This window comes from Leptospiraceae bacterium, from assembly GCA_025059995.1.
Lineage (GTDB): Bacteria > Spirochaetota > Leptospiria > Leptospirales > Leptonemataceae > SKYB61.
The window spans coordinates 50,733-75,086 of the sequence record JANXCF010000003.1; the positions used below are offsets into that span (position 1 = coordinate 50,733).

General features: G+C 34.6%; 24 protein-coding genes. 17 read left to right on the forward strand and 7 right to left on the reverse strand.

The genetic code is table 11. From position 1 onward, the window contains the following. Nucleotides 1-19 precede the first annotated feature (19 nt). The 8 genes from rpsF (at nt 20) to rpmF (ending at nt 5,632) form a co-directional block, all read left to right on the forward strand. Complete coding sequence (rpsF, locus tag NZ853_04845) at nt 20-340, forward strand: 30S ribosomal protein S6 (GenBank protein MCS7205002.1); 321 nt, start codon at nt 20-22, stop codon at nt 338-340. A gap of 8 nt (nt 341-348) precedes the next feature. Further along, nucleotides 349-777 carry a single-stranded DNA-binding protein gene (gene ssb, locus NZ853_04850; protein ID MCS7205003.1) on the forward strand — a complete coding sequence of 143 codons (429 nt, stop codon included), beginning with the start codon at nt 349-351 and terminating at the stop codon, nt 775-777. Between the two features lie 20 nt (nt 778-797). Further along, nucleotides 798-1,340 carry a 50S ribosomal protein L9 gene (gene rplI / locus NZ853_04855; protein ID MCS7205004.1) on the forward strand — a complete coding sequence of 181 codons (543 nt, stop codon included), beginning with the start codon at nt 798-800 and terminating at the stop codon, nt 1,338-1,340. A 3-nt stretch (nt 1,341-1,343) separates the two neighbouring features. Beyond that, on the forward strand, nt 1,344-2,726 hold the full coding sequence (gene dnaB, locus NZ853_04860) for a replicative DNA helicase (GenBank protein MCS7205005.1): 1,383 nt from the start codon (nt 1,344-1,346) through the stop codon (nt 2,724-2,726). Between the two features lie 55 nt (nt 2,727-2,781). Next, nucleotides 2,782-4,113, forward strand: coding sequence for a DNA repair protein RadA (gene radA, locus NZ853_04865; GenBank protein MCS7205006.1), 1,332 nt, complete (start codon nt 2,782-2,784; stop codon nt 4,111-4,113). After that, nucleotides 4,103-4,357, forward strand: a complete 255-nt coding sequence (locus tag NZ853_04870) for a hypothetical protein (GenBank protein MCS7205007.1) — start codon at nt 4,103-4,105, stop codon at nt 4,355-4,357. The genes radA and NZ853_04870 overlap by 11 nt, the downstream gene beginning before the upstream one ends. Nucleotides 4,358-4,360: 3 nt before the next feature. Continuing rightward, nucleotides 4,361-5,371 carry a tRNA (adenosine(37)-N6)-threonylcarbamoyltransferase complex transferase subunit TsaD gene (tsaD, locus tag NZ853_04875; protein MCS7205008.1) on the forward strand — a complete coding sequence of 337 codons (1,011 nt, stop codon included), beginning with the start codon at nt 4,361-4,363 and terminating at the stop codon, nt 5,369-5,371. Between the two features lie 72 nt (nt 5,372-5,443). Continuing rightward, entirely contained in the window at nt 5,444-5,632 is a 189-nt protein-coding gene (gene rpmF / locus NZ853_04880; protein MCS7205009.1) for a 50S ribosomal protein L32, read from the forward strand. A gap of 37 nt (nt 5,633-5,669) precedes the next feature. On the opposite strand, the gene NZ853_04885 is transcribed toward rpmF, so the two are convergent. Next, nucleotides 5,670-6,992, reverse strand: coding sequence for a thiolase family protein (locus NZ853_04885; protein ID MCS7205010.1), 1,323 nt, complete (start codon nt 6,990-6,992; stop codon nt 5,670-5,672). Nucleotides 6,993-7,118: 126 nt separating this feature from the next. Between NZ853_04885 and NZ853_04890 the strand changes: the two genes are divergently transcribed. Together NZ853_04890 and NZ853_04895 are read left to right on the forward strand one after the other, a co-directional pair. Then, entirely contained in the window at nt 7,119-7,667 is a 549-nt protein-coding gene (locus NZ853_04890; GenBank protein MCS7205011.1) for an adenine phosphoribosyltransferase, read from the forward strand. Then, entirely contained in the window at nt 7,648-8,034 is a 387-nt protein-coding gene (locus NZ853_04895) for a hypothetical protein (GenBank protein ID MCS7205012.1), read from the forward strand. The genes NZ853_04890 and NZ853_04895 overlap by 20 nt, the downstream gene beginning before the upstream one ends. Here NZ853_04895 and NZ853_04900 read toward each other — a convergent pair. Beyond that, a complete protein-coding gene (locus NZ853_04900) occupies nt 8,002-10,071 on the reverse strand; it encodes a M3 family metallopeptidase (GenBank protein MCS7205013.1) in 2,070 nt (689 codons plus the stop codon). The two genes, NZ853_04895 and NZ853_04900, sit on opposite strands and share 33 nt — an antisense overlap. A 100-nt stretch (nt 10,072-10,171) precedes the next feature. Here NZ853_04900 and NZ853_04905 point away from each other — a divergent pair, with 100 nt between their 5' ends. The 3 genes from NZ853_04905 to NZ853_04915 all read left to right on the forward strand — a co-directional run bounded on the left by NZ853_04905 (nt 10,172) and on the right by NZ853_04915 (nt 13,402). Continuing rightward, nucleotides 10,172-11,335 (forward strand): hypothetical protein, encoded by a 1,164-nt coding sequence (locus NZ853_04905; protein ID MCS7205014.1) that lies wholly within the window; start codon nt 10,172-10,174, stop codon nt 11,333-11,335. 21 nt (nt 11,336-11,356) lie between these two features. Continuing rightward, on the forward strand, nt 11,357-12,049 hold the full coding sequence (locus NZ853_04910) for a type 1 glutamine amidotransferase (protein ID MCS7205015.1): 693 nt from the start codon (nt 11,357-11,359) through the stop codon (nt 12,047-12,049). A 114-nt stretch (nt 12,050-12,163) separates the two neighbouring features. Continuing rightward, nucleotides 12,164-13,402 carry a hypothetical protein gene (locus NZ853_04915; protein MCS7205016.1) on the forward strand — a complete coding sequence of 413 codons (1,239 nt, stop codon included), beginning with the start codon at nt 12,164-12,166 and terminating at the stop codon, nt 13,400-13,402. 1 nt (nt 13,403) lies between these two features. Here the strand turns inward: NZ853_04915 and NZ853_04920 are convergent, their stop codons facing one another. Further along, nucleotides 13,404-14,192, reverse strand: a complete 789-nt coding sequence (locus tag NZ853_04920; GenBank protein MCS7205017.1) for a formylglycine-generating enzyme family protein — start codon at nt 14,190-14,192, stop codon at nt 13,404-13,406. Between the two features lie 134 nt (nt 14,193-14,326). On the opposite strand from NZ853_04920, the gene NZ853_04925 reads away from it, so the two are divergent. Beyond that, a complete protein-coding gene (locus tag NZ853_04925) occupies nt 14,327-15,190 on the forward strand; it encodes an HDOD domain-containing protein (protein MCS7205018.1) in 864 nt (287 codons plus the stop codon). Here the strand turns inward: NZ853_04925 and NZ853_04930 are convergent. After that, nucleotides 15,183-16,394 (reverse strand): adenylate/guanylate cyclase domain-containing protein, encoded by a 1,212-nt coding sequence (locus NZ853_04930; protein MCS7205019.1) that lies wholly within the window; start codon nt 16,392-16,394, stop codon nt 15,183-15,185. The genes NZ853_04925 and NZ853_04930 overlap by 8 nt on opposite strands. Nucleotides 16,395-16,561: 167 nt before the next feature. Between NZ853_04930 and NZ853_04935 the strand changes: the two genes are divergently transcribed. Both NZ853_04935 and NZ853_04940 read left to right on the forward strand, forming a co-directional pair. Further along, nucleotides 16,562-17,953: a UTP--glucose-1-phosphate uridylyltransferase gene (locus NZ853_04935; protein ID MCS7205020.1), complete on the forward strand. Its 1,392-nt coding sequence runs from the start codon at nt 16,562-16,564 to the stop codon at nt 17,951-17,953. After that, nucleotides 17,950-19,440, forward strand: coding sequence for a glycosyltransferase family 39 protein (locus tag NZ853_04940; protein ID MCS7205021.1), 1,491 nt, complete (start codon nt 17,950-17,952; stop codon nt 19,438-19,440). Before NZ853_04935 ends, NZ853_04940 begins: the two co-directional genes overlap by 4 nt. Here NZ853_04940 and NZ853_04945 read toward each other — a convergent pair. Then, nucleotides 19,434-20,591: a hypothetical protein gene (locus NZ853_04945; protein ID MCS7205022.1), complete on the reverse strand. Its 1,158-nt coding sequence runs from the start codon at nt 20,589-20,591 to the stop codon at nt 19,434-19,436. The two genes, NZ853_04940 and NZ853_04945, sit on opposite strands and share 7 nt — an antisense overlap. Nucleotides 20,592-20,740: 149 nt before the next feature. Here NZ853_04945 and NZ853_04950 point away from each other — a divergent pair, with 149 nt between their 5' ends. Beyond that, a complete protein-coding gene (locus NZ853_04950; GenBank protein MCS7205023.1) occupies nt 20,741-21,322 on the forward strand; it encodes a hypothetical protein in 582 nt (193 codons plus the stop codon). On the opposite strand, the gene NZ853_04955 is transcribed toward NZ853_04950, so the two are convergent. Then, the gene (locus tag NZ853_04955; protein MCS7205024.1) at nt 21,319-22,791 is read right to left on the reverse strand and encodes a hypothetical protein; all 1,473 of its coding nucleotides are present in this window, start codon (nt 22,789-22,791) and stop codon (nt 21,319-21,321) included. The two genes, NZ853_04950 and NZ853_04955, sit on opposite strands and share 4 nt — an antisense overlap. After that, nucleotides 22,788-24,281, reverse strand: a complete 1,494-nt coding sequence (locus tag NZ853_04960) for a serine protease (protein MCS7205025.1) — start codon at nt 24,279-24,281, stop codon at nt 22,788-22,790. Before NZ853_04960 ends, NZ853_04955 begins: the two co-directional genes overlap by 4 nt. Nucleotides 24,282-24,354: the final 73 nt, after the last annotated feature.

A 24,354-nucleotide genomic window follows, 5' to 3' on the forward strand; every position in this document is an offset into this window, starting at 1 on the left:
AAAAATTTTTAGTTATTTTATGATGACTCATTACCGTGAATATGAATTGGTAGTTATTTTGAGTCCAGAGCTTTCCATTGAGCAAGCCAAAGAAACACTAGAAGAAATATTTCAAGAATTCCAAGTGAAAAACTTAAACTTAGATATAAAAGGAAGACAGGATCTCCAATACGAAAGACGTAAATTCACAAGTGGAATATATGTTTTTGGTGATTTCATCATGGATAAAAACAAAACATCAGAATTGAAATTTAAACTCCAAACCCACCCAAAAATTTTACAATTTTATTTAAAAAAAAGTTCAAAAAAGAAAGACATAATACAAAAAAAGAGTAACTAACTTTTAGTATGAGTGATATGAACTACGTTTTTTTGATTGGGAGATTAACGGCAGATCCAGTATTTAGAGTTGCACAATCATCGGGAGGTTCCTTTTGCACGTTTCACATAGCCAACAACCGAAGATTTAAAAAACAAAATGGTGAACTTGCAGAGGAAACCAGTTTCGTTCCTTGCATTGCGTGGGGGAAGCTTTCAGAATTTTCACGTAATTACTTAAAGAAAGGGATGCTTGTTGCCATTGAAGGAAGACTACGTCAAAATTCATGGCAAAATGAAGAAGGAAAGACTGTAAGCACAATCAATGTAGTAGTAAATAATATTCAGATTTTAACTCCAAAATCCCAATCTGAAACATCCCAACAACGGGAAGAACCAGTATCCTCAGAAGATATCAATCCTGTTTTGGATGGAACGGAAGACGATATACCGTTTTGATTTTAAATCAGGAGGAACTTATGAAAGTAATTTTAAAACAAGATATTCCCAATTTAGGTGATGCTGGTGATGTAGTTAAGGTATCCCCAGGTTTTGCGAGAAATTACCTAATACCGAAAAAATTAGTGATTCCTTATGATGAATCCAGTAGAAAAGTATTAGAACATCAAAAAAGAATCATCGAAATAAAAAGACAAAAAAGAAAAAAACAAGTCCAAGAAATAGCAAAGATTCTCGAAGAACTTAAAGAAATCGAAATACCCATGCGAGTTGGAGCAAAAAATAAGCTGTATGGATCTGTGACACCCGCAATTGTGGCAAAGGCTTTAGAAGAGAAGGCTAAAGTCTCGATTGACAAAAGAAAAATTCTATTAAACGAACCTATCAAACAATTGGGAGATTTTAAAATCAAAATCGAATTATCTGATGAACATCAAGTGGGAATAATAGTCAAGGTGGTGCCATATCAAGAAGAAAGTCAGGAAACACAAGAAAAAGAAGAAATAACAAAAACAGAAGAAAACAAAGAAATTTCTCCCGAGGAAACCAAAAACAACTCATAGGAGTTGTTTATTATTCCTACTGAATCCAGCTTGGATTTACCCAAAGACATAGAAGCAGAAATCCAAGTGCTGGGCGGTATCATGATACGCCCAGATATTTTCTTTCAGATTTCCCATATCATCAAAAGTGAAGACTTCTTTTTGAGGTCTCATCAAATCATTTTTAAATCTCTTGAACATTTAATCCGTGAGTCTGATTCAACAACAGAAATTGAGCCAATTCGATTTATTCAATATTTAGAAGATCACAACAAATTAGAAGAAGTCGGAGGAGCTGAGTATATATTTTCCATCACTGATAAAACCACCTCTCCTACTAATGCCATCCATCATGCTATAAGGATTCACAATTTTTCCGTCAGAAGAAAGCTAATTCAAAAATTATATGAACTTGCAAACAAAGCCTTCGAACCCCACGAAAACGAAGCAAGCTTTATTAAAACAGTCGAAGAAGAATTATTGAAAATCACGGGAGAAAGCATAGTCTCCAGCATACAACCGATTGAAAGTTTTAAAGAAGAATTCCTACAATACATTGGGAAACTTTTTGAAGCAAAAGGAGGATTAACGGGTCAACCTACGAGGTTTCATGAACTCGATCGCATGACATCTGGTATCCGAGGTGGAGAGTTGATTTTACTTGCGGCAAGACCCGGAATGGGAAAATCCACTTTTGCTCTAAACATTTCCATGAACATTGCCATGTATTACCAAAAACCTGTTATCATTTTCTCTCTGGAAATGAGCCGAATGGAATTAATCTTGAGGATGTTGAGTGCTGAAGCCCAAATCAATCATAGTGATCTTAAGCGCGGACATATCCCACGCCATAAATACGATGCCATCAAAGAAGCCATAGCAAGGATTTTTTCTTCTCCCATCTACATTGATGATACGGGAGTTTTAGATATTTGGGATTGCATAGCAAGAACAAGAAAACTCGAGATTGAACTACGTCGACAAGGGAAAGAACCTGGCATTGTCATCATCGACTACTTACAACTTTTATCGGATCCTGAGACCAAAAAATTTGGACGTCAAGTGGAAGTAGCCAGTATTTCCCGAAGCTTGAAGCTTTTAGCAAAAAAAACGAATCTGCCCATTCTTGCTTTATCTCAAATGAATCGTTCTGTTGAGCAAAGACGAGGTGAAAACGCACGACCTCAACTTTCGGATTTACGGGAATCAGGAGCTCTCGAGCAAGATGCAGATATTGTAATGTTTATCCACAGAGAAACACAGTTCGACCAAAATGATGCAGAGGACCCCGAAAATTTCGGAAGAGCGGAAATCATCATTGCCAAACACAGAAACGGACCATTAGGTAGCTTCAAACTTGCCTATCGACCAGAAATGTTTCGTTTTGATAACTTAGAAAGTTTTTAAAACTGCTTTTGATTTTTTCAAAAAAAAAGTAAAATTGAAAGATTATTACTTTGTGATGAAAGAAAAAAGAAAATATATTTGTTCTAACTGTGGTGAACTTCATCTAAGATGGAATGGTAAATGCCATAAATGTGGCTCGTGGAATACTATCATCGAAATCGATGCAAGCACCATTGAAGAAGATCTCAAAGACATTCACATTCAAGATTTATCGGACATCAATACAAAATTAGATTATCGGATTAAAAGCGGTATACCGGATTTGGATTTGGTTTTGGGAGGAGGATTTGTTCCAGGTTCGTTGATTTTACTAGGAGGTGAACCCGGTGTTGGTAAATCCACTTTAATGCTCACTATTGCTGAAAATTTTGCCAAATCCCAAAAAAAAGTTTTGTATTTCTCAGGAGAAGAATCACCAGAACAAATCAAAATCCGAGCTGAACGTTTGAAAATCTCAGGAAAAAACATTTATCTTTCCAAAGAGACCCATTTATCAAAAATCATCGCTCTCGTATTGAGGGAAAAACCAGAATTGGTAATCATTGATTCTGTGCAAACCATTCAAACCGAAAACGGAAATTTACCTGGGACGGTATCCCAATTAAAATACGTAGCTTTTCAGTTGATGGAAATAGCAAAGCAAACCTATATTCCCATGATTTTGATTGGACACATCACAAGAGAAGGAACCATAGCAGGACCTAAGCTTTTAGAGCACATGGTGGATACCGTGCTTTATTTCGAGAGTGATCGTTTAAATCATTTTCGAATCCTTCGGGCTATAAAGAATCGTTTTGGAAATGTGGGAGAGGTAGCCCTTTTCGAGATGCATCCTGATGGCTTGAAGGTTTTACAAACCATCCCTCAAGAAATCCATCGAGTGCCAAGCGCCGGTTGTGCTTACTCAGCCATTTTAGAAGGAAGCCGTTCCATCGCTGTGGAAGTCCAAGCATTGGTAACAAGAACCAATCATGGACCAACAAAACGAATGGCGGAAGGTCTTGATGTTCGAAGAGTGATACAAATTACTGCTGTGATGGAAAAGTTCCTAAAAATCAACCTTAACGAGCAAGATGTATTTACGAACTTAGCAGGTGGTCTAACTGCTCACGAACCGGGATTAGATTTAGCGATTGCAACGGCAATCCTTTCATCCCACTGGGAAAAACCGATTCCTAAAACAAAAGCATTCTTAGGAGAAATCGGACTTACAGGAGAAATCCGCCCTATCCCCAGAATCAATGCAAGAGTAAAAGAACTTCATAATCTGGGAGTCAGTTCCATCATAATTCCAGTTTCCCAAAAAAAGGAAGTCGATTTTCTTGATCTTGATATAAAAGAAATTGAACATATCAAAGACATTCAAGGAGTATTTCATGAAGAATAAATCGCTTTTATTGTTTTTGATATTCGCCTCATGTAGTGCCGAACCAACAAAAGTGGATGTAGAAAGGGTCATCAAGCATTTTATTCAACTACGAATTCAAAATGAAATCACAGGATCAAAACAATCCGATATGGAACTTTTTTATATAAGTTGCAGGAACAACCGAGTGAATTGCGATAAAGTATTAGAAATCCTAAAGAAGGAAAATCCTGAATTCTATCAAACTCTCACACAAAATCAATAAAATATGATTGGAATGGGGATTGAAACTTCTTGTGATGAAACCAGCATTGCCTTCGTAAAAGAAGGAAAGGTTTTATTATCGAATGTGGTGTATTCCCAAATCAAAGAACACCAAAAATTCTATGGCGTTGTTCCTGAAATTGCCAGTCGTTCGCACTTATTAAAAATCAACGAAGTATACGAAAAAGCCATCAAAAGCTCCAAAATCCAACCAGAAGACATTTCCTATGTTGCCGTTACAAACCGACCTGGGCTGGTGGGCTCTTTGATGATAGGAGGACAATTTGCAAAAACCTTTTCTTTGGTTTATCAAAAACCCATTGTAACTGTAGATCACGTTGAGGCTCATTTTTATGCAAACTTCTTGGAACGACAAGAAGAACCAACCTATCCCTTTTTGGGCTTACTTTTATCGGGAGGAAATACCGCCATTTATCATGTGGAAGGTTTAGGAAAACTCCAAACCATTGCAAACACACAGGATGATGCTCTTGGTGAAGCTCTCGATAAAGCATCAAGTCTTTTACAATTAGGCTATCCGGGTGGACCTCAAATTGAAAAGATGGCAAAAAAACACCAACCACAAAAAAACGATGAAAAACTCTTCCCAAAAATCTTAAAAGATCTACACGAAGAAGAAATCACTTTTTCTTTTTCTGGAATCAAGACTGCTTTATTATACCTTATACAAAAACAAAATTCTTTTTCTATTCCAAATATTTGCTATGACTTCCAAGAAACATGTTTTGAACTTGTTATCAGAATGCTAAAACGTGCCATCATAAAAACGAAAATCAAAAGGGTTGAAGCCGGAGGTGGGGTTTTAGCCAACGAGGAATTACGAAAAAAGCTCCACGAATTATCCAAAGAAATGGATGTTCAAATCTACTACCCAAAAAATAAACTCTTTTGCACTGATAATGGAGCCATGATCGCAACTTTAGGTTATTATTTATTCAAAGAAGGAAAAATTTCTGATCTTGATTTTAATGTTTATTCACATCAACTGATTTAATGATAAAAATTTGAGTTGTCAAAATAGCAATGAAAAAAAATCTTTCACAATCTTTCATAAAGCGAGTTTATTATGGGTGTTCCAAAGAGGAAAATCTCAAAAGAAAAAAAGCGAAAACGAAGGTCCCATCATGCTTTAGGGAAACCCAATCTGGTGACTTGTAAGAATTGTGGGAGTTTGATCAAACCACATCGAGTTTGTCCAGTTTGTGGGTTTTATAAAAATCGCATTGTCTTAGAAAAAATTCGAACAAGAACCTAAAAAAAAAAGAAACATCCCGAAGGATGTTTCTTTTAAATCATTGAGCTCGCTCAATCATTAAAGCACCTGCTACCCCACCATGAGCGCAAGCCGTCGTAATCACTCGATTGATGTCGTGGTTGTATTGAAAATCCATTACAGCATTGGCTATTAGACGGATCCCCGTTGCACCAAAAGGGTGTCCTATGGCAATAGAACCACCGTAGATATTGATTCGCTTTTCTTCAAAGCGTTTTTGCCAATCAAATCCTGTTTGGAGTCGTATCTCTTCTAAAGCTCCCGCAGCGGTTGCAGCAAATGCTTCATGAATTTCAATGGCATCAATATCGTTAGGAGATAACTGAAATTCTTTTAGTAATTCCAAAGTTGCTACTGCTTGTCCAATTCCCATGATGTTAGGATGAACTCCTTTCATCTTCCATCCTGTGAGGTAAGCAAGGATTGGTAGTCCCAGTTCTTTTGCTCTTTCTGGTGTTGTCAAAATCAAGCCTGCGCCTCCATCAGATCTAGGAGAAGCATTAAAGATGGTCACGGTTGGACCAATGTCATTTTTTAGGTCCTTTGCATATTTTGTTTTGAATTCCTCCCACTTCATAGCTGGGTTATCAAAAAGTAAAGTAGCTCTTTCCATGCGGCTGGGGTTTTCAACAATACCTTTTCTTAAAAGGACCGCCTCATCTGCCTTCAAAGGATTTCCTTCATCATCAATTACTTCTATCATGAAGGGTTCGTATTTACCTTCATTAGTTGCCTCATAAGCCCTTTTGAAACTTTCATAAGCAAGATGATCTTGGATTTGTCGAGAGATTTTATAATTTTGAGCAACTATTTCTGCCGTCATTGCCATGCCATAACTTGTTTCTCCATCCCCTAATCCATCTTCTAAGGTATCTCTGATTTCGACTCCTTCGGGGAGTTTATCTGGAAGTAATTTGATTAGTTTATCCAAACTTCCGGTTTTTTTGTTTTGTCGGGCGTTCTTAATGATAAAAGGCATTGAAGTTTGGGATTCTTCTCCAATCACAAGGAAAACGGAACCCTCACCTAAAAGTATCCTTCTTGCCGCTTCTACTACTGCTTCCATGGATGATACACAATTTTGATTTACCGTGATGGCGGGAATTTCATCCGGCAGTCCTACGAGATTGGCAATGACCCTCGCTGAGTTTGGAGCAAACGGGAAACCTTCACCTACAATCACACCATCAATCGCTGTTTTGTCTATCCCAGTTGTTTTTAAAATATCTTCTGCTACCATTTTTCCTAAGTGATGGGCAGGGAATCTTCCTAAGCCTTTCGCAATTTGAGCAAAGGGTGTTCTTCGAATGGAGCAAATAGCTAACTTTTTTTCTAATTTCATAAGTCGAAAAGAATTTGTCGAAAAACTTCGTCAAATCATGTTTTGACTCACAAATCAATTTTTTGATATAACTCAAATTACAGTAAGATTTACTTGATTTTATTTATGTAAAAAAAAATTTACAGCATGCATTCTGTAACTGCTGACTATATAAAAACAAAAATCCGAACCATTCCTAATTGGCCAAAAGAAGGCGTGATGTTTCGGGACATTACTCCCCTATTTCAAGACCCAAAAGCTCTTAGAGGTTTCATGGATGCCTTCGTACAAAGGTATATTGACAAAAAAATTGATGTCGTTGCTGGAATTGATGCTCGTGGTTTTTTGATTGGGGTTGGAATTGCCTATGCCCTGAATGTTTCTTTTGTTCCCATTCGTAAAAAAGGAAAACTCCCGTGGAAAACCATCTCTCAAGAATATGAACTCGAATATGGAAAAGAAGAAATCGAAATTCATATTGATGCCTGCAAAAAAGGAGATCGGGTAGTTATCATAGATGATTTGATAGCCACTGGTGGAACCATGCTTGCGGGGATTGAACTCATCCGTAGGTTAGGTGGTGAAGTCGTGGAAGTCGCTGCCATTGTGGATTTACCTGACCTTGGGGGTTCGAAAAAAATTCAAGAACAAGCTAAAGTTCCTGTTTTTACAATCTGTGAGTTTGAAGGTCATTAGTATTTTTTTCTTTTCTTGTGTAGTTTTGTGGGCAAAGCCTAATAAACCACCCTCTTACGAAGAAGGGAAAAACCTTGCCAAAACCTTAATCGATAGTATCTTTCCAAGACCAGAACAATCACCCTCATGGGAAATTCATTATGCTCCAAAAGGAAAACGTATTTTGAGAAAAATAGGTCCTCAAGGATGGATTTACTATTACCAATACCAAATCAAGATCCCCCTCTATCGAAACTTAGATGGAAATGTTCAAGCCCACTCCTTTCGAGAAGAAACGTTCTTTTTAGTTATCCAACCTCAAAAGATAGAAATTTCCTTTTTGCGAGAGGATCTTTTACCCGGCCATTCGGGTGTCTTCCTTCAATAATTCGAATTTTTTGAGTAAGGATTCCACTTGGGGTTCTCTTCCTCGAAATTGTACGTAGAGGACGAGAGGATCCTCTGTGTTTCCTTTTTCTAAGATGGTTTTTCGAAAGCGTGTTGCAACATCACGATTGAAAATGCCTTGTTCTTTGAAGAACTGATAGGCATCAGCCTCTAAGACTTCTGCCCATTTGTAGGAATAATACCCTGCAGAATAACCCCCAGCAAAGATGTGAGAAAAACTTGTGGCAATACATAGTTCTTTTGGTTCTTCAAATAATCGTGTTTTTTCTGTGACTTTTCGTTCAAACTCTTGGATATCGGTAATCTCTTCATATGGTGTCGTATGAAAATACATATCCAAAAAACCATATTGAAGTTGAGTGAGAAATTGTATCCCTGCATGGAATGTTTCTGATTTTTTTATGTTATTTAAGATTTCTTGTGGAATAGGTTCTTTGGTTTGGTAATGGCGAGCAAAAAGGTCCAAAGTTTCTTTCTCTCGTAGCCAATTTTCCATGATCTGAGAAGGGAGCTCTACAAAATCCCAATAGACATTTGTTCCTGCTAAACTTCGATATGTAACATTCGAAAAAAGTCCATGCAGTGCATGACCAAACTCATGAAATAATGTTTCCACTTCTTCCAAAGTCAATAGAGAAGGTTTGGTTTCTGTGGGTCTTGTAAAATTGCAAACAATCCCAACATGAGGGCGTATCACTTCATCAAAAAACAAACCTTGCTCTCTAATAGTGGTCATCCATGCACCGCTTCGTTTTGTCTCTCTGGGAAATAGATCAAAATAAAACAATCCTAAAAATTTCTTATCTTCATCATAAACCTCATAAACTTGAACCTCTGGATGATAAACAGGAATGTTCTCGTTTCTTTGGAAAGAAAGTCCATAAAGCTTGTTTGCCACCAAAAAAATCCCCTCAATCACATTTTCTAAAGAAAAATAAGGTCTTAGAGCTTCTTGATCTAATTGAAATAATTCTTTTTTGTATTTCTCCGAATAAAAACGATAATCCCAAGGATGAAGTTTTTCTTTTTCGGGGAAATTTTTTTTAACCCATAATTCCAATTCTTGTAGTTCTTCTTTGGCTTTGGAATAAACATACTGATAGAGTTTTTCTAAAAACTCAAAAACGTTATTAGGGGTTTTTGCCATTCGTTCTTCTAATACATACTCTGCATGATTTTGATATCCAAGAAGCTTAGCTCTTTTCTCTCTGAGTTCCAAAATACGCTTAATGATAGGACGATTGTCAAAATTTTCTTGTAAAGCCCGACTACGATAAGCAAGATAGAGTTTTTTTCGAAGTTCTTCTTTTTCTGCATAGGTCAAAAATGGTAAATACTCAGGAAATTGGAGGGTAAAAACATAGCCCTCTTTGTTACGTTTTTTTGCGTTCTCTTTGCCTTTTTCTTTCAGGAATTCTGGTAACCCTTTCAGATCTTCTTCGCTGGTAAGATGTAATTCAAAAGCATTTGTTGCTTTCAGAACATTTTCTGAAAATTTTGGAGAAAGTTTTGCTAATTCTTCATCGATTTGTCGAAGTTGTTGTTTTTGATCTGGCGGAAGTAAAGCTCCATTTCTTTTGAATTGATTCCAGTAGTATTGAAGGAGTCGTTCTTGTTCTTTGTTTTGAACTCCTTTTTTGGTTTGATAAACATAATCAACTTTTTGAAATAACTCTTCGTCTAAAAAAACATCATTAGAAAACCTTGCTAAAAACGTGGAAACTTCTTGAGCTATTGCTTGGATTTCTTCAATACATTCTGCATTAAATAAAACTTGAAAAATGGAATGAACCTCAAACAACTCTTGGGGAGCCACCTCCAAAGCCAAGATGGTATTATTAAAATCAGGAACTTCTGGATTGTTTTTGATTTTCTGGATTCTTTCTTTTGCTAACTTTTCATAATGTTCCAATGTGGGTAGAAAATCCATTCCTTTTCGTTCAATGATTGTTGTAAAATCAATCGGCTGATGTGGTTGAAGATGAAGTAAAGGATTATAAGTATCACTTTTCATCATGAGAATAAAGAAACTTTTTTTCTTTTTTTGTCAAGTGTCAACCCAACCTGATGTTAGAGTAGATATTGACCTATAATTAGTCAAAAAAAAAGTTTATCGAATGAAGAGTCGTTGGCAGGAGTTGTGGAAGTTTCTTTTGAGTCGATATTTTTTAATCCCCATCAGTTTAATTGTTTTTTTAGAAATCTTTCTTCGATTGGGTTGGTATGATTTTTTTCTCAAACCCCAATCCTATGCAGCAAATATTTTGAGGATCAAACACATCATCAAAACATCCCCAATAAAACCCAATTTCCTCATTGTAGGTACTTCCGTTCCTCATCAAGGGATACTTTTAGATTTGTTGAATGATTTAGCACAAGCTAATGACCTCCACTGGAAATTCCAGAGCATTGCAACACAAGCAGCTTTTTTAGAAACCCAAACTCTACTTTTGGAATATACCCTTCAATATCATCCGCAGATTAAATACATTATACATTTTGCTGATTTGGATTTTCCATGGCAACAAAGCCGCAATTTAGAAACTGCCAATCGTTCCATGTTAGCTCAGTTTGAGCTCCAAAAAACAATGGAGTTGTTGAAAAAAAATGAATATCAAATCACTTTTGAGGACTATCGATTTTTCTATGTGAAGATTTTCACTTACCAACAAGATTTAAAGGATTTTCTTTTGAATCCTTTTGGCAGATGGAAGAGCATCAAAAAACACCAAGAAAAATCAAATAGCTTATATCCCTATATCAATGATGCAAAATATAGCATTGGGATCTATGCAAAAACGATTCATGAATGTATAGAGAATGCAACGAAGGGAATCCCTTTCTTTCAAAACCAAATCCAAATAACTGATGAACCTCACAGAAAAGCCGTTCTCGATACATGCAGACTTTCGGAAATTGAATTGATGAACGAACCAGAACGAGAACAAAAAGAAAGGCTATTTATCCTCAGACTTTCTAATTTATATAAAATTATTCAAGAACAAAATTTAGGTTTGATTGTTGTTTTCCCACCCTATTCCTTTTTTGCAAAAAATCTTCGAAAAGAAGAAAAATTTGAATTCTGGAAAAAGACTCTCTTTTCGTTAAATCCAAATGTCATATTATTGGATTTACGTTTTGTTTTGGATGATGAAGAAAACTTGACTTACTTTTATGATACAATTCACTTAAACCAATATGGCGCAGAAGTTTTTACTCGAATTTTTTTCAAGAAGTTATTAGGATTACAAAAAAATTTCGTTTTCAGAGAGCTTAGATAAAATTTATTACTTTGTTTTCATATGAAAATATGCTATTTTCAACACGTTGATTTCGAAGATCCTGCAGCGATTTTCGATTGGGTAAAAGAGAGAAATTATATCATAAATGGTTTCCATATTTATCAAAATCAAATCTTCCCAAATATTGATGATTATGATCTTTTTATCTTCATGGGGGGGTCCATGAGTGTTTATGAAGATGACCAATATCCATGGTTGAAGCAAGAAAAATACTTTCTCGAGAAAATTATTAAACAACAAAAAAAGATTTTGGGTATTTGTCTCGGAGCTCAATTAATAGCGGAAGTATTGGGTGCGAAAGTATACCCAAATCATCACAAAGAAATCGGATGGCATATAGTCAACTCCACTGATGAAGCAAAGAAATACGGTATTTTTCCTGATGTATTCCATGCATTCCATTGGCATGGAGATACTTTTGATAACCCGAATGGTTCCAAACATTTGTTTTATAACGATGCAACCCAACATCAAGGCTTCGTATATCAAGATCACGTTTGGGCTTTTCAGTTTCACTTAGAAACTAACTTAGATAGCATCCAAAAATTATATCATCATTCGAAAAGTGATTTGAACGCTTTAAATCAAACCTATATTAAACCTTTCAATATCGAAGAATCCATGATCCATATTCCAACTTCGAATGGAATACTTTTTCGTTTTTTGGATTTTCTAAGTGGGTATCAAAAATAAAAATGAGTCTCAATTTTAGCGAAAAATTTTCCTTTTGACAACATTATGACAACTTTAATTTTTCATATGATAAAATCTGGAATAAAACTATATCAAAGCCAAAAAAGGAACCATATGAACTCTTTAGGCGTCATCAAAGTAAGTCATGAAATGATGGATAGTTTGGAGCTCTTAACCCCTTGGAAAGAAGGCTTGGATTTCTCCAAAGTAAAAGAAATCATCCAGCGATCTCCTTATAAGATTGATAGTTTTGTTTTTCTTTCTACATGCAATCGAGTTGAAGTTATTTACAAAATCCATGATCCTCAAAACCACAAAGCATTTTATCATTATATATTAGAAAACTTTCCCAAAATCCCTATTCAACCTGAACACATTACGGGAAGACCTGTTGCATTACATCTTTTAAAACTTGCTGCGGGTTTAGAATCCATGGTTCTGGGAGAAACCGAAATCCGATACCAACTCAAAGAAGCAGTAAAACAGAGTTTCCAGAACCAGCTCTTAGATTCTGTTATGAATCAGTTTTGGCAATCCATCTTTCGTGAAAGTAAGGAAATACGAAAACATATACCATCCAATATACCATTATCAATATCATCTTTAAGCATAAGAAACTTAGAAGAAAAATTAGGAGGTTTCGCAGCCAAAGAAGAACTCTTTGTTGTTATTGGATCAGGTCCTATCAGCAAAGCAAGTGTTGAATATATCAAAAAATGGAATGGGAGTAACGTCATTTGGGTAAACCGAACCCTCGAAAAAATACAAGAAGAAGCAGTAAGACTTAATGTTGATACAATTGGATTGGATGTGTTTTTAGATCAAGAAAGATTTCAAAAAATATACTCCCAACCAATTTGTGCAATTGTGACCGCCACTTCTGCAACATACCCCATTTTGACAAAAGAAATAGTTTCGAAGATCAAGAAGCAAAAGTTAGTCATTATGGATTTAGCAATCCCGAGTGATGTAGAAGAGGAAGTAAAGACTTTATCTAACGTAACAGTAGTAGATCTCCAATCCATCAAGGAACAATTAGAAAAAAACAAGAAACGAAGAGAAGAAGCAGCTAAAAATGCGTTAGAAGTTTTAGAAGATTCTTTTTATCGAGTAGAAACGGTATGGATTACTTCTATGTCATCACCCATGATTAAAGAAATCCAGGAGAAGGTACATTATCATTCTCGAAAAAGATTAGAGAATCTTTTCCAAGGTCACCTACAACACTTAAGCAATCGTGATAAAAGGATTTTATATGACTGGGCAATTCGTTTCCATCGAGAGATGAACCGTATCCATCGAGTTGGGATCGAAAAAATCCTAAAGTACTATTACACAATATCCCAAAAATAATTCATTCCCCATCAACAGCGCAGCGAAATCCAAAGTGATGAAAAGGTTGATTTTTGGGAAAATGAGCCCGTCGGTTATAGCCTTGAGCGTATTCTCCTTTCCACCACCAAGAACCACCTTTTACAATTTTTCGTTTTGAATAACATTCCATTTCACCTTGACATGGTCCTTTCGGTTGATGAGAAAGGCAATCCATTCCGCATATTTCATAATTTTCCGCATACCAATCATGAACCCACTCCCATGCATTCCCTGCCATATCATATAAATTATAACGAAATGCACCTTTGCTTCCTATCTTCCAAGTGGTTCCAACGCCACAGCCTGTTTTCTCATTTTCTTTGATTACTGCCTTTTGACAATCTGCTGGTTCATTTCCCCATGGAAAAATTTCTCCTTTTTCGCCACGAGCTCCTTTTTCCCATTCTGCTTCTGTCGGTAATCGCTTTCCTTTCCATCGACAATATTCATGAGCTTGATACCAATTTACTCCCACCATAGGTTGCATAGGATCAGAAAAGCCTTGATAATTAGGCTTTGCAAAAGAACAAATCCCTGCTTTTACACATTCCTGATATTCACCATAAGTAACTTCATATTGATCAATCCAATAAGAGGTCAAATAAACTTGATGCTCAGGGAAAGTATCATGAACAACCTTTCCTGTGTCTTCATCGATTGAAGGTCGATTGGATCCCAACACCACATACCCTGCTGGCACACAACTCATCTTTGAGTAATCAACGTTTAGTATGGATTTTTTACATGGTTCTTCAGGTTTTGTAAACATTTCTGACGATTTTTTGCATGAAGTTATAACAAGATTGTAACATGATATACTTATTACTAATAAAATTTTTTTCATTATAAAATAAGTAAATATTATTGATTGTGTTTTACAAGCATTTTATATGGTAATAAGAAATGGAAACAAATACATACCAACCATCCCGTGAGAAATTAAATGAATATTTAATCCAAGTCAAAGACTTAAACATTATTCCTCCAGTTCTCATACAAGTAATGGCACTTCCTGATGACAATGAGCTGAGCTTCAAAGAACTGAGTAGACTAGTCCAGACAGATCAGATTTTGGTTTCACGAATCATCAAAATTGCAAATTCCCCATTCTACAATCGTGGGATCGAAATCACGTCATTACAAAATGCCATTGCTCGTTTGGGTTTTCGCTTGATTCGTTCTATGATTGTGGTTGCCATGAATGATTCCATTTTTGCTCATGGAAACTATCGAAAATTTCGAGAAGAAGTTTGGCAACATTCTATCGCTACTGCCATTTATGGATCCAAACTAACAGAACAGTTTTTAGGAAAACAAGAGATTGATAAAGGGATGATTGGAGGTCTCCTACAAGACATAGGCAAGGTAATTCTCAACATGATTGATCGCAAAAAGTATGTTGAAGTTTTAAGAGAATTCCTCGAAACCAAAAAAGACATACGATGGATTGAAATAGAAAAGTTCGGGGTGGATCATACCCTAATGGGGTATGAAGCATCGAAGTTTTGGAAATTACCCAGCTTTGTTGTAAAAACCATCGAAGAACGACATTTACCTTTAGAAGAAAAAAGTACTTTGGGAGTTATTTTAACTGCCGCTGATATTTTGGTTCGAAAAGCAGGCTTTGGATTGTATACAGAAATTCATGAAAAAGAATACAAAGAGATCGATCTACACTTAAAAGGTGAATTATCCAAAATCCAACTCAATGAAATTCAAAAATACATCAAAGAAAATGAACTATATAAAAGTATTTTGTTTACTTAACTCTATAAGCTTTGATTCTTTCAATCTTTCCTTTGAGCTCAATAGAAGGGATTTCTTCGAATTGGTATCTTTTCTTGATTTCATCAGATAAAAACATAACTAAATTTTCATTTGCTAAAACTTCACTAGGTCCTGCAATCGATTCTAATCGAGCTGCGATATTGACGGTATCTCCGATGGCAGTATAGGACAGCTTTTGGAAGGATCCAAAATTCCCCAAAGTAGCTACACCTGATGCAACGCCAATACCCATTTTAGCATCGATACCATAGGTTCGCTTCCAGTTTTGATTCCACAATTCAAAAACACTCTGCATTTCCATAGCTGCTTGTAATGCTAAATCCCTGTGGGCTTCATTTGGTAGTGGGGCACCAAATATCGCCATAATGGCATCTCCGATATACTTATCAATCAAACCATTGAAGCTCAAAATTACTTCCGTCATGGCGGTAAAGTATTCATTCAAAAACGAAACGACATCCGTAGGTTTCATTTTCTCTGCAATCGCCGTATAGCCACGAATGTCAGCAAAAAGGACACTGATTTCTCTTTCTACACCTTTTTGTTCTAATGGTATTTCGCCACTGATTATTCCGTTTATAATATTGGGATCCACATAAAGTCCAAAAATGGTTTGAATCTTCTTTTTTTCTTCTTCTAAGCGAATCTTGTTTTTGTATTCTCTTTCCAACTCTTCTTTCATAATGATAACCATTTCCCTGAGTTCTTGGATTTGTTCTTCTGAAATGCCTCTCGCAATCTGTAAACTTCGGATCGAGTCACTAATTTGTTTAAATAATATCTTATTATTAAATTGGATTCGAAAATAGTTTCTTAATTTGTTTTCCAACAGAAAATAATCTAAGTTCTTTTTATGGAAAAATTCTATGATGCCGTTCTTATAAACATAGTTTTCAAACATGATTTCAGAATAATTTGATATCACTACCACCATTGTTTCTGCGATAACTGGCTCATTCACTAAACTATCGATGAAATCAGCAGGATCAATCCCCCATTCTACTTCTGTAATCAAAAAGTCTATCTCTCTACCTTGCAAAATAGGTATAATTTGCTCTTTTTCTGTGGTAGTGTAAACTAAGACAAATTCCCTGAACCAAAATTCTAATTTTTTTTTAAGTTTATCAGCGAATTCTTCGTCAGGATCAGCTATCAAAATGTTTAAAGTATCTTTCTCGACCATAGATATTATCGCTTATTAATTAATTCTCAAATAAATACAAAGTTAAAAAAGTTTAATACTTTATCACGTCAAGATTTCGAAGAATTTTGACATAGTGAGTTGCATTTTACTTGCAAGTTTAACAAAAATAAAATTCAAGATTCATAATTCCAACGAAGAGGATGTAAATGATTAAATATTCAGACCTTAATTTCAAAAACATCAAAAATGAAATCGAACACCGAATGAAATCAAAAGATCTTCATCCTCTTATTATTGAAGATTTTATAAAAAAAGTTCATCGAGTTTATTCAGGAGAATCTGGTTTAATGAATTTTCAATACGTAGAAGAGTTAAGTCAAAATGACCTAATTGATTTAGAAAAACTACCCTATCAATTAGATTATCATTCTGAGCTAACGAAAGAAATTATTAGTAGAATTGTGTTAATCAAACTAAATGGTGGCTTAGGAACATCCATGGGTTTAAACAAAGCAAAAACTTTACTCAAAATCAAAGACAACTTGACCTTTTTGGATGTGATCATAAAACAAATCGAAATCCTAAGAAAATCCACCGAAATAGAGGTTCCTCTACTTTTTATGAATTCTTTTAATACTCACGAAGATACCCTAAAATATGCTGGCATTCGAGGAATCAATTCCTCAAGAAATCTTCCAGAAAGTTTTATACAAAACCAAGTTCCAAGAATCGAACAAAAGAGCTTGAAGCCCATAGGTGATGGCACACAAAATAAAGACTGGTGTCCTCCTGGTCATGGAGATGTTTATATTTCATTAAAAATTTCTGGGATTTTAGATAAGCTATTATCTATGGGGATTGAATATGCCTTCATTTCCAATGGAGACAATTTAGGAGCTACATTTGAACCATCAATTTTAGCCTACATGATAGATCAAAATTTGGATTTTATTAGTGAAGTGACATTAAAAACCCCTGCAGACATTAAAGGAGGTATCCTCTTTCGCAATAAACTTACCCAAAGGATAGAGCTACTGGAAACCGCCCAAGTGCCACCTGAGAATAAAAAAGACTTCGAAGATACAACAAGATTTAAAGACTTCAACATCAATAACCTTTGGGTGAATCTGAAGTCTTTAAACAAACTCTTACAACAAGGACAATTAGAACTAAGCTTGATTGTAAATCCCAAAGAAGTTGATGGAGTTTCTGTGTTCCAATTAGAAACTGCTATGGGTTCCGCCATTGGACAATTTCCCAAAACAAAAGTAATACGGGTCCCAAGAAGTCGTTTTGCCCCTGTAAAAAAGTGTAATGACTTATTAATTAAACGAAGTGATGTTTATGAATTTGATGAAAAATTCGCTTTGGTAATGAATGCTTCTATAAAAAGTGAACCCATCGTCAAACTTAGTCGTGAATACGATCATATTCAAGATTTTGAAAACTACTTCCAATTCATCCCTTCTTTAAAAGAATGCACTGAATTAACAATCAACGGAAAGATCATTTTTGATAAACCTGTAAAACTCCAAGGGAAAGTTACCCTAAATAACGAAAATGATGTCCCCCTTCGTATCTCTGAAATTTATCCATGAAAATAATAAATCAAAAGTATATCTTTCTTTTAGCGTTGGTTTTTGTCTTCATTTTGAAAGATATAAATGAACCTTTGTGGGAGCAAGATGAAGCAGCCTATGCAGGTTTTGGACTACACTTTCTGATTCATCCTGATCATCAATTTATCCCTAATTTTCCTTTATCAGAACCTCATCGTAAACCTCCACTTTTGTTCTTTTTTATCGAGAATTCTTATCGACTTTGGGGTGTTAACGAGTTTGCCGTTCGTTTTATAAATTTAGTTTTGTCTTTATTTTTTTTGATTTCTCTGCCTATTGCCTTGAGGATTTACTTTCGAAAAAGAGAGATTGATTTTTTCGTTTTGGGGATTTTGGTTTTCTTTTCTTTTTTGATCATAAATACCTATGTTAGGATTGCTCTGACTGATTTCCTTCTTTTGTTTTTTCAGTTTTTAATGATTTTTGTTAATTATGCCTGGTATCAAAAAGATGGAGCTCAAAAAATAAGTCTTGGGCTTATTTTGATTTTCATTTTGATCATAGGAACCTTAATCAAAGGTCCAGTCATACTTGTTAATTTTTTATTGATTAATATTTTTTATATTTTTTTGTTGTTTATCGCTAAAAAAAAATTTGATGTATTAAAAAATATTTATAAAATAATTATCATTTTTATATTTTCAATTTTACCCATATCCTTTTGGTTTTTATATCTATATCAAAGCAATCAACGTGAGTTTGTAATTTGGTTTCTGGATTGGTATATTTTCAAGAGAGTGGGTGGCTCTGTGTTTGGTCAAACGGGTCCACCAGGTTATTACTTTCTCTCAATCCTGATAGCTTCTTTTCCTTGGAGTTTAGAAACTTTTAAAGTTTTAAAATCAAGTTTTTTTTATATTCTGAAAAAAATCAAGTTCTTTACCAAAAACAAAAAAGTCAATCTTTCCAACAAAATCCTTTATGAGATAAGTGCCTTTTTTTCTTTGTATTTTGTTTATGAATTTCTTCCATCAAAATTACCTTCATATATCTTAGCTTTTTATGTGGTTCTTTGGATTTGGATTTTACGTTTTTTGGTAAAAAATCCTATATCTTTCCCTTCCCTTTTGGTTCGAGTGATGCTTGCCGTAGTTGCCATTCAAACATTTTTATTCTTCACCTCCGACATGAGAAAAACATCAAAAGTATTGGGTTCTTTTTTGCAAAGGCACTGTGAGGATAAAAACGTCTTCATTTCAAATCAAATACGACTACCCGGTATTGTTTGGTATTATGTGAAAGATGACTCTCTAAACAAAATAAAAGAAAAATATCAAAAGATTCACGTTCTACAAGATTATATAAAAAGAGCTCCCCAACTAACAACGCAAAATAATTGCTTCTTACTTTTGAAAAGCGAATTCGAAATATTTAAAAACATCATCCATAAAGACAAACAAATCCTTCATAAAGAAGGCTGGATTTTTGATAAATTCAAAAAAGAAGAGTTTGTTATAGTTTATTGAACCTCACAAAAATTAGGAATTTCTTTGTTTAATCGAAAAACTGGGTTGGTTATAAGAATCCCACGAAGATCGAAAACCTCGATTCGAATAAACTCGTAATTCAAACCTTTGAGGTTGATTTTTCCATGCTGTTGGTTATGAAATTCAATGATTGTCTGATTATGTTTGGTTTTAAAAGAAATCTTTTGGACAGGTTCTTTGAAAGTAATCGAAAAAACATTTTCGTTTGATATGATTTCTTTTAGAGGAAAAGCAAAGCTAGTTTCTGGAAAGTTTTGTTTTACAGCCACGTAGCGTCCCTTGCAAAGACTTCTGAGAATATCTTCTTTTTTTGGTGTGGGAGCTTCTATCAAAAGATAACGCTTCAACGCTTCACTCCCATAATCTTCATTGAAAAAAAGCCATTCCCTCCATAAAGTTTTAAACAACGATTCATTTAAATACGTATCGATGATTTCTTTTGAAAAAACATGCAAGTCATCCGATGAAAAAGAAAAAACAGGTTTTCCCTTTGATAATACCTCATCCCATAAGTCTAAACTATCACCAAAGGGGGTAAAAACCTCCATGGCTTGAAATCCTTCCAAATCAACAATCATATCAGCGGTAAATCCATTTAGCAACTTAGGATGATTCAAAACAACAAAAGTAGAACCACGTCGGATTTGGGAAATCGACCATTGCAGATTCTCAAGCGAACGAAAAAAAGGAAAAAGATCAGGAACAACAAAAGAAGCCTGAATTGACAGAAAATGCTGCTTTTTGTTATTTAATCCCCACTCATAGACTGGGATGTAGGACTCAACCTCATGACCGAGAAAATCAGGATAAAAAATATGGTTATAATCCGAAACCGAAATCACATCAAAACCAAATTCTCGATAAACTTTATATAAAGACTCGATTGAGTGTCTTTCATAATGAAGTAAACTCTCAGAATGCATATGAAAAGTTGCTTTAAACCATTTTTGCTGGTTTGGATTATCATAAGGAAAGTAAGAAAAACCATTTTCTTTTGTTAGCCAAAGCGTTTTATTCAAAGGCTTAGTGCACGCGAAAAAAGAAAATAAGTTCAAAAGTATCAGACTAAACAAAATCGTAAAAATTAAAACAAAAACTATAAAAATGTTTTTTATATATAGATTTTGCATATGTTATTTAAAAAAGTTTCATACGAATTTAGAAATCAAAAGGTATTGACAAGAAAAAAAAATTTTGTATGTTTGTTTGAGTGAGAAAATATAAGTTCCTATTATTATTTATATTCAGTTTCAATGTTTTATGGGGGGAAATTCCTTTTTTGAAGTTCACTCAACCACTCGAGGTTACGATAAAAAAAGAATTTTTAGTTAACAATGTACAAAAACCAAAAACAACGAAAGGTGATCTTTTTTTCGAATTACCTACATTATACAATCTTCCATACGCTCCAAATCAAAACGAATTTCTAACATATCTAAACCTAATGGATAGCTGGTCCTTTCAAAATTTTAATAGATTAGGAAAATTTGATTTCACTTTTCTTCCCTATTACCATGAAAATCAACTTCCATGGGAGACTCATCAAAGAACTCTGTTTTTCCGAAGTTCTTTGTCATACTACATCCCTTTACAAAAGAATCGACATTTATATACTTTCTTTGGTTTCACCAATGAGCAACGTTTTACATCACAAACATGGGATCTTCGAGAACCCATCATCGAATACGGTAAAATATTCTTTACCCCAGGGATTCAACTCCAAAGTCGAAGCATAGTCTTAAAGACCCTTATAGAAATGCCACTATATCAATATGACTTCATAAACAAAAACGGAACCCTACATCCTCTCTTTCAAAGGGATAACTTTAAGACCCAAATCCAAATCCAAATCCAGCATTAGTTTAAAAAAACATCTTTTGGGATTTGGTAGGTTTTCAAAATTTGTTGATGTTCTTCTTTTTTGCTGAGATCCAAGTATAGTTTTCTTTTATCTGAAAATTCGATTTCAATGATCTGTTCTTGATGTTCTTGGATGATGGAATAGAAATGTTTTAGGTTGAAGATAGGCTTTCGATTTATCTTTGCAATAGGCTTGAACTGAAAGTTATTTAAGCCTACATTAACAGGATGGTGCAATATATCAGAGATAATCACAACCTTGTCTTTTTCATTGTGATCTTTATAATGCCTTTTTGTATCATATAGAAATGCTAATTCAATTGCCCTACTACGCCATTGCTTCCCAAACCTTTCAACCAAAAAAGAATGACTGAGTTCAATAAAAACAAATCCTAAGATTACGATGTAGGGTTGAGTTCCATAAACCTTCCAGGGTATTCTCTCAGGGTGGCTGGTTGATGCAAAAAAAGATCGCAAGACAATTTCTACTTCCATAGGTTTGAATTGACGGAGAAGTTTTACTTTGATTTTTTCTTCTGGTTTTCGATAACTGCCATCGGTCTTTCTTGAGAACAAAAGTTCCCAATCTTGCAATCCCAGCAAAGGATCATCATAGAGACAATCCATTTTTGGTTTGATGCCATCTATTTCTAAAATCACATCTCCTACGTTCAAAAATCCATATGCACTAGACCCTACAAGGATTTCCTTGATCATACAAGCTTGATCTTCTTCAGATAATCCAAAGTAAATCTTAGCATCATCTCTTAGAGGTTCAAGTTGAGTACCTCCAACGACAAAACCTTGATAAGTCTTTTTTGAGTATGTTTCCAAAAAATGAACAATGCGGGATACCGGAACAAAGTGTAATTTTTTTTCTCCTTTGTAAGAAAAAAAACCAATAATTTTATCTTTTACAAAAGCAATCGAACCAACAATCAAACTTTCTGAACTTGCAACCGAAAATATGGGAAGCCTTGTGAAACCATAATCAGAAGTGAGGTTGTATTCACTCACTACAAAATTTTTCGTTGTGATTTTTTGATTTTCATAAAATGCTACTTGGATATTTTGCTTGATACTTGGTTCTACTCCAAATGGGATTTTACGCCAGTGAAAATCTTTAACCTCCAGCCCTTTTACGTTAATGATACAAAAATTAATCTCAAAATCTGCAAATTCCAATGTTCCAACATACCGCTTTTTTTTGTATTCTACATGGATTGTGATTGCGTGTGGTAGCTCATCACATTGAGTCAAAACCATTTGAGAGTCGATCAAAATCCCATATTGTCGATAATCATCCCCTACTTCCACTTTCCATGGCTGAGTTTTGTTATAACGAACGGTGGAATATTGGATTTCTATCAAAAATGTTTCCAAGAAAGAAATGAAATCCTGAGACAACAATCCTTTAACAAAAAGAACAAAAAAAACAAAAAAATTCCCCAAAAAAATGAAAACTCTCATCTTTTATCCTTTATAAAATGATCATTTTGTATTTGATAGAACTTCATGATTCTTTGATGATTTTCTACAAGTTTTTCTGATGAAAGAATCATAGGCAAACTCTCTTCAAAAAACTCAAATACAATAAACTTTTTTCTTTTGGTTTCTTCATGGAGAAGATCATGTAGTTCCTTTAGGTTTTTTATTTCTTTACCATTGACTTTGTGTAAAATTTTATATAGGTAGAATCGAAGTTTTTGATTATCCCCAAACGGCAAGATGTTATTTAAGATAATGATTTGATCGTGGATTCCTCTCTGATTTTGTAAAGCGAAGTAGTAAGAATAAAAAATCTCTGAACGTTGGTGTTCCAGCCATTTAGAAGAAAAGGCATTTAATAAATTTGCCTCTAAGGGTTGAAATACCAACCCACTAAATAAAACATACACAGGAGGATAATCGTATGATTTTCTTTGGAAATCCAAAGCATGGGTAATCTTTGCAGGAAAGGAAATATCGATTACTTTTCCCTTTCGATAAACTTTGACTTGGATCTTTTCATCTTTTTCTAAATTATCTACTAATTCTATATAATCACGATATTCTCCATTCAAAAAAATTTCTCCATTTTCTGTGATAGGATATCCTTGGATTTCTAAAATTACATCACCTTGTTCTAAAAATCCTTCGGCACTTGATCCTGGTAAAATGTCATAAACATACAAACCATTTTGTTGATATCTTTTAGGAAGATTCAAAGCCTTTTTTAACATAGGATTTTCAGTGGTTTGAGTCAAAACTCCCAATTCAATATAACCATCATAAGCGCTATCCAGCTGAATATCGCGCAAAAACTTTTTTAAAACTGGTGGTGGAATTAAATATCCCAAGTTTTCTCCCGAGCGTAAAACTTGAAAAGCCATTCCCACAACTTTACCATTCTGGATGGCAGGACCTCCTGAATTCCCAGGGTTTATCGCTGCATCCACCTGTAAAATCAAATGACTATCAATCCCACTATGAGTATAGGTATCAAAATCAATTCGTGATACAATCCCTTTCGTAATGGAAATTCTTTTTCCTCCAATTGGATAGCCAACCACAATCACGGGTGAATTAATTTGCGGAGTTTCACCGATGGATAATGCCTTTGCGTTATCATAAAAATTTTCTCTTGAGCTCAGATTTTCATCAATGTCCAACAAAGCAAGATCACAATCATGAGCGATATGAACCACTTTTGCAAAAGAAAAAGAACTTTGGTTCGCTCTTTTAACTCGTATCTGGATGGCATTACTCACCACATGAGCATTCGTAAAGATATACTTTCGATTTTGAACTTCGATGATGAAACCACTTCCTGTATTTTGCTGTATTGAAGGTCTTTGCCATGGAAATTCATAATTGTATTTGTATCCGTAAGTTTCAACATATACTACTGATGAAAATAAATCCTGCTCTTCTGTTTGTGCGAAAAAACGAAAAATAAAAAAAAGAGTCAACGTTTTCATTATGAACCCTTTTTATGATATGAAAATAAATTCAATTTTCTTTTTTAGAATGTACTAAAATCAGAAAAACTAC

Bases quoted from the DNA above. Each gene is read 5' to 3' on its own strand.
- NZ853_04945 (MCS7205022.1), bottom strand. From the start codon at position 20,591: ATGCAAAATCTATATATAAAAAACATTTTTATAGTTTTTGTTTTAATT.
- NZ853_04930 (MCS7205019.1), bottom strand. From the start codon at position 16,394: ATGGTCGAGAAAGATACTTTAAACATTTTGATAGCTGATCCTGACGAA.
- NZ853_04890 (MCS7205011.1), top strand. From the start codon at position 7,119: ATGCATTCTGTAACTGCTGACTATATAAAAACAAAAATCCGAACCATT.
- tsaD (MCS7205008.1), top strand. From the start codon at position 4,361: ATGATTGGAATGGGGATTGAAACTTCTTGTGATGAAACCAGCATTGCC.
- NZ853_04900 (MCS7205013.1), bottom strand. From the start codon at position 10,071: ATGATGAAAAGTGATACTTATAATCCTTTACTTCATCTTCAACCACAT.
- NZ853_04960 (MCS7205025.1), bottom strand. From the start codon at position 24,281: ATGAAAACGTTGACTCTTTTTTTTATTTTTCGTTTTTTCGCACAAACA.
- NZ853_04915 (MCS7205016.1), top strand. From the start codon at position 12,164: ATGAACTCTTTAGGCGTCATCAAAGTAAGTCATGAAATGATGGATAGT.
- radA (MCS7205006.1), top strand. From the start codon at position 2,782: ATGAAAGAAAAAAGAAAATATATTTGTTCTAACTGTGGTGAACTTCAT.
- NZ853_04955 (MCS7205024.1), bottom strand. From the start codon at position 22,791: ATGAGAGTTTTCATTTTTTTGGGGAATTTTTTTGTTTTTTTTGTTCTT.
- rpmF (MCS7205009.1), top strand. From the start codon at position 5,444: ATGGGTGTTCCAAAGAGGAAAATCTCAAAAGAAAAAAAGCGAAAACGA.
- NZ853_04940 (MCS7205021.1), top strand. From the start codon at position 17,950: ATGAAAATAATAAATCAAAAGTATATCTTTCTTTTAGCGTTGGTTTTT.
- rpsF (MCS7205002.1), top strand. From the start codon at position 20: ATGATGACTCATTACCGTGAATATGAATTGGTAGTTATTTTGAGTCCA.
- NZ853_04925 (MCS7205018.1), top strand. From the start codon at position 14,327: ATGGAAACAAATACATACCAACCATCCCGTGAGAAATTAAATGAATAT.
- NZ853_04885 (MCS7205010.1), bottom strand. From the start codon at position 6,992: ATGAAATTAGAAAAAAAGTTAGCTATTTGCTCCATTCGAAGAACACCC.
- NZ853_04910 (MCS7205015.1), top strand. From the start codon at position 11,357: ATGAAAATATGCTATTTTCAACACGTTGATTTCGAAGATCCTGCAGCG.
- rplI (MCS7205004.1), top strand. From the start codon at position 798: ATGAAAGTAATTTTAAAACAAGATATTCCCAATTTAGGTGATGCTGGT.
- NZ853_04935 (MCS7205020.1), top strand. From the start codon at position 16,562: ATGATTAAATATTCAGACCTTAATTTCAAAAACATCAAAAATGAAATC.
- ssb (MCS7205003.1), top strand. From the start codon at position 349: ATGAGTGATATGAACTACGTTTTTTTGATTGGGAGATTAACGGCAGAT.
- NZ853_04905 (MCS7205014.1), top strand. From the start codon at position 10,172: ATGAAGAGTCGTTGGCAGGAGTTGTGGAAGTTTCTTTTGAGTCGATAT.
- NZ853_04870 (MCS7205007.1), top strand. From the start codon at position 4,103: ATGAAGAATAAATCGCTTTTATTGTTTTTGATATTCGCCTCATGTAGT.
- NZ853_04920 (MCS7205017.1), bottom strand. From the start codon at position 14,192: ATGTTTACAAAACCTGAAGAACCATGTAAAAAATCCATACTAAACGTT.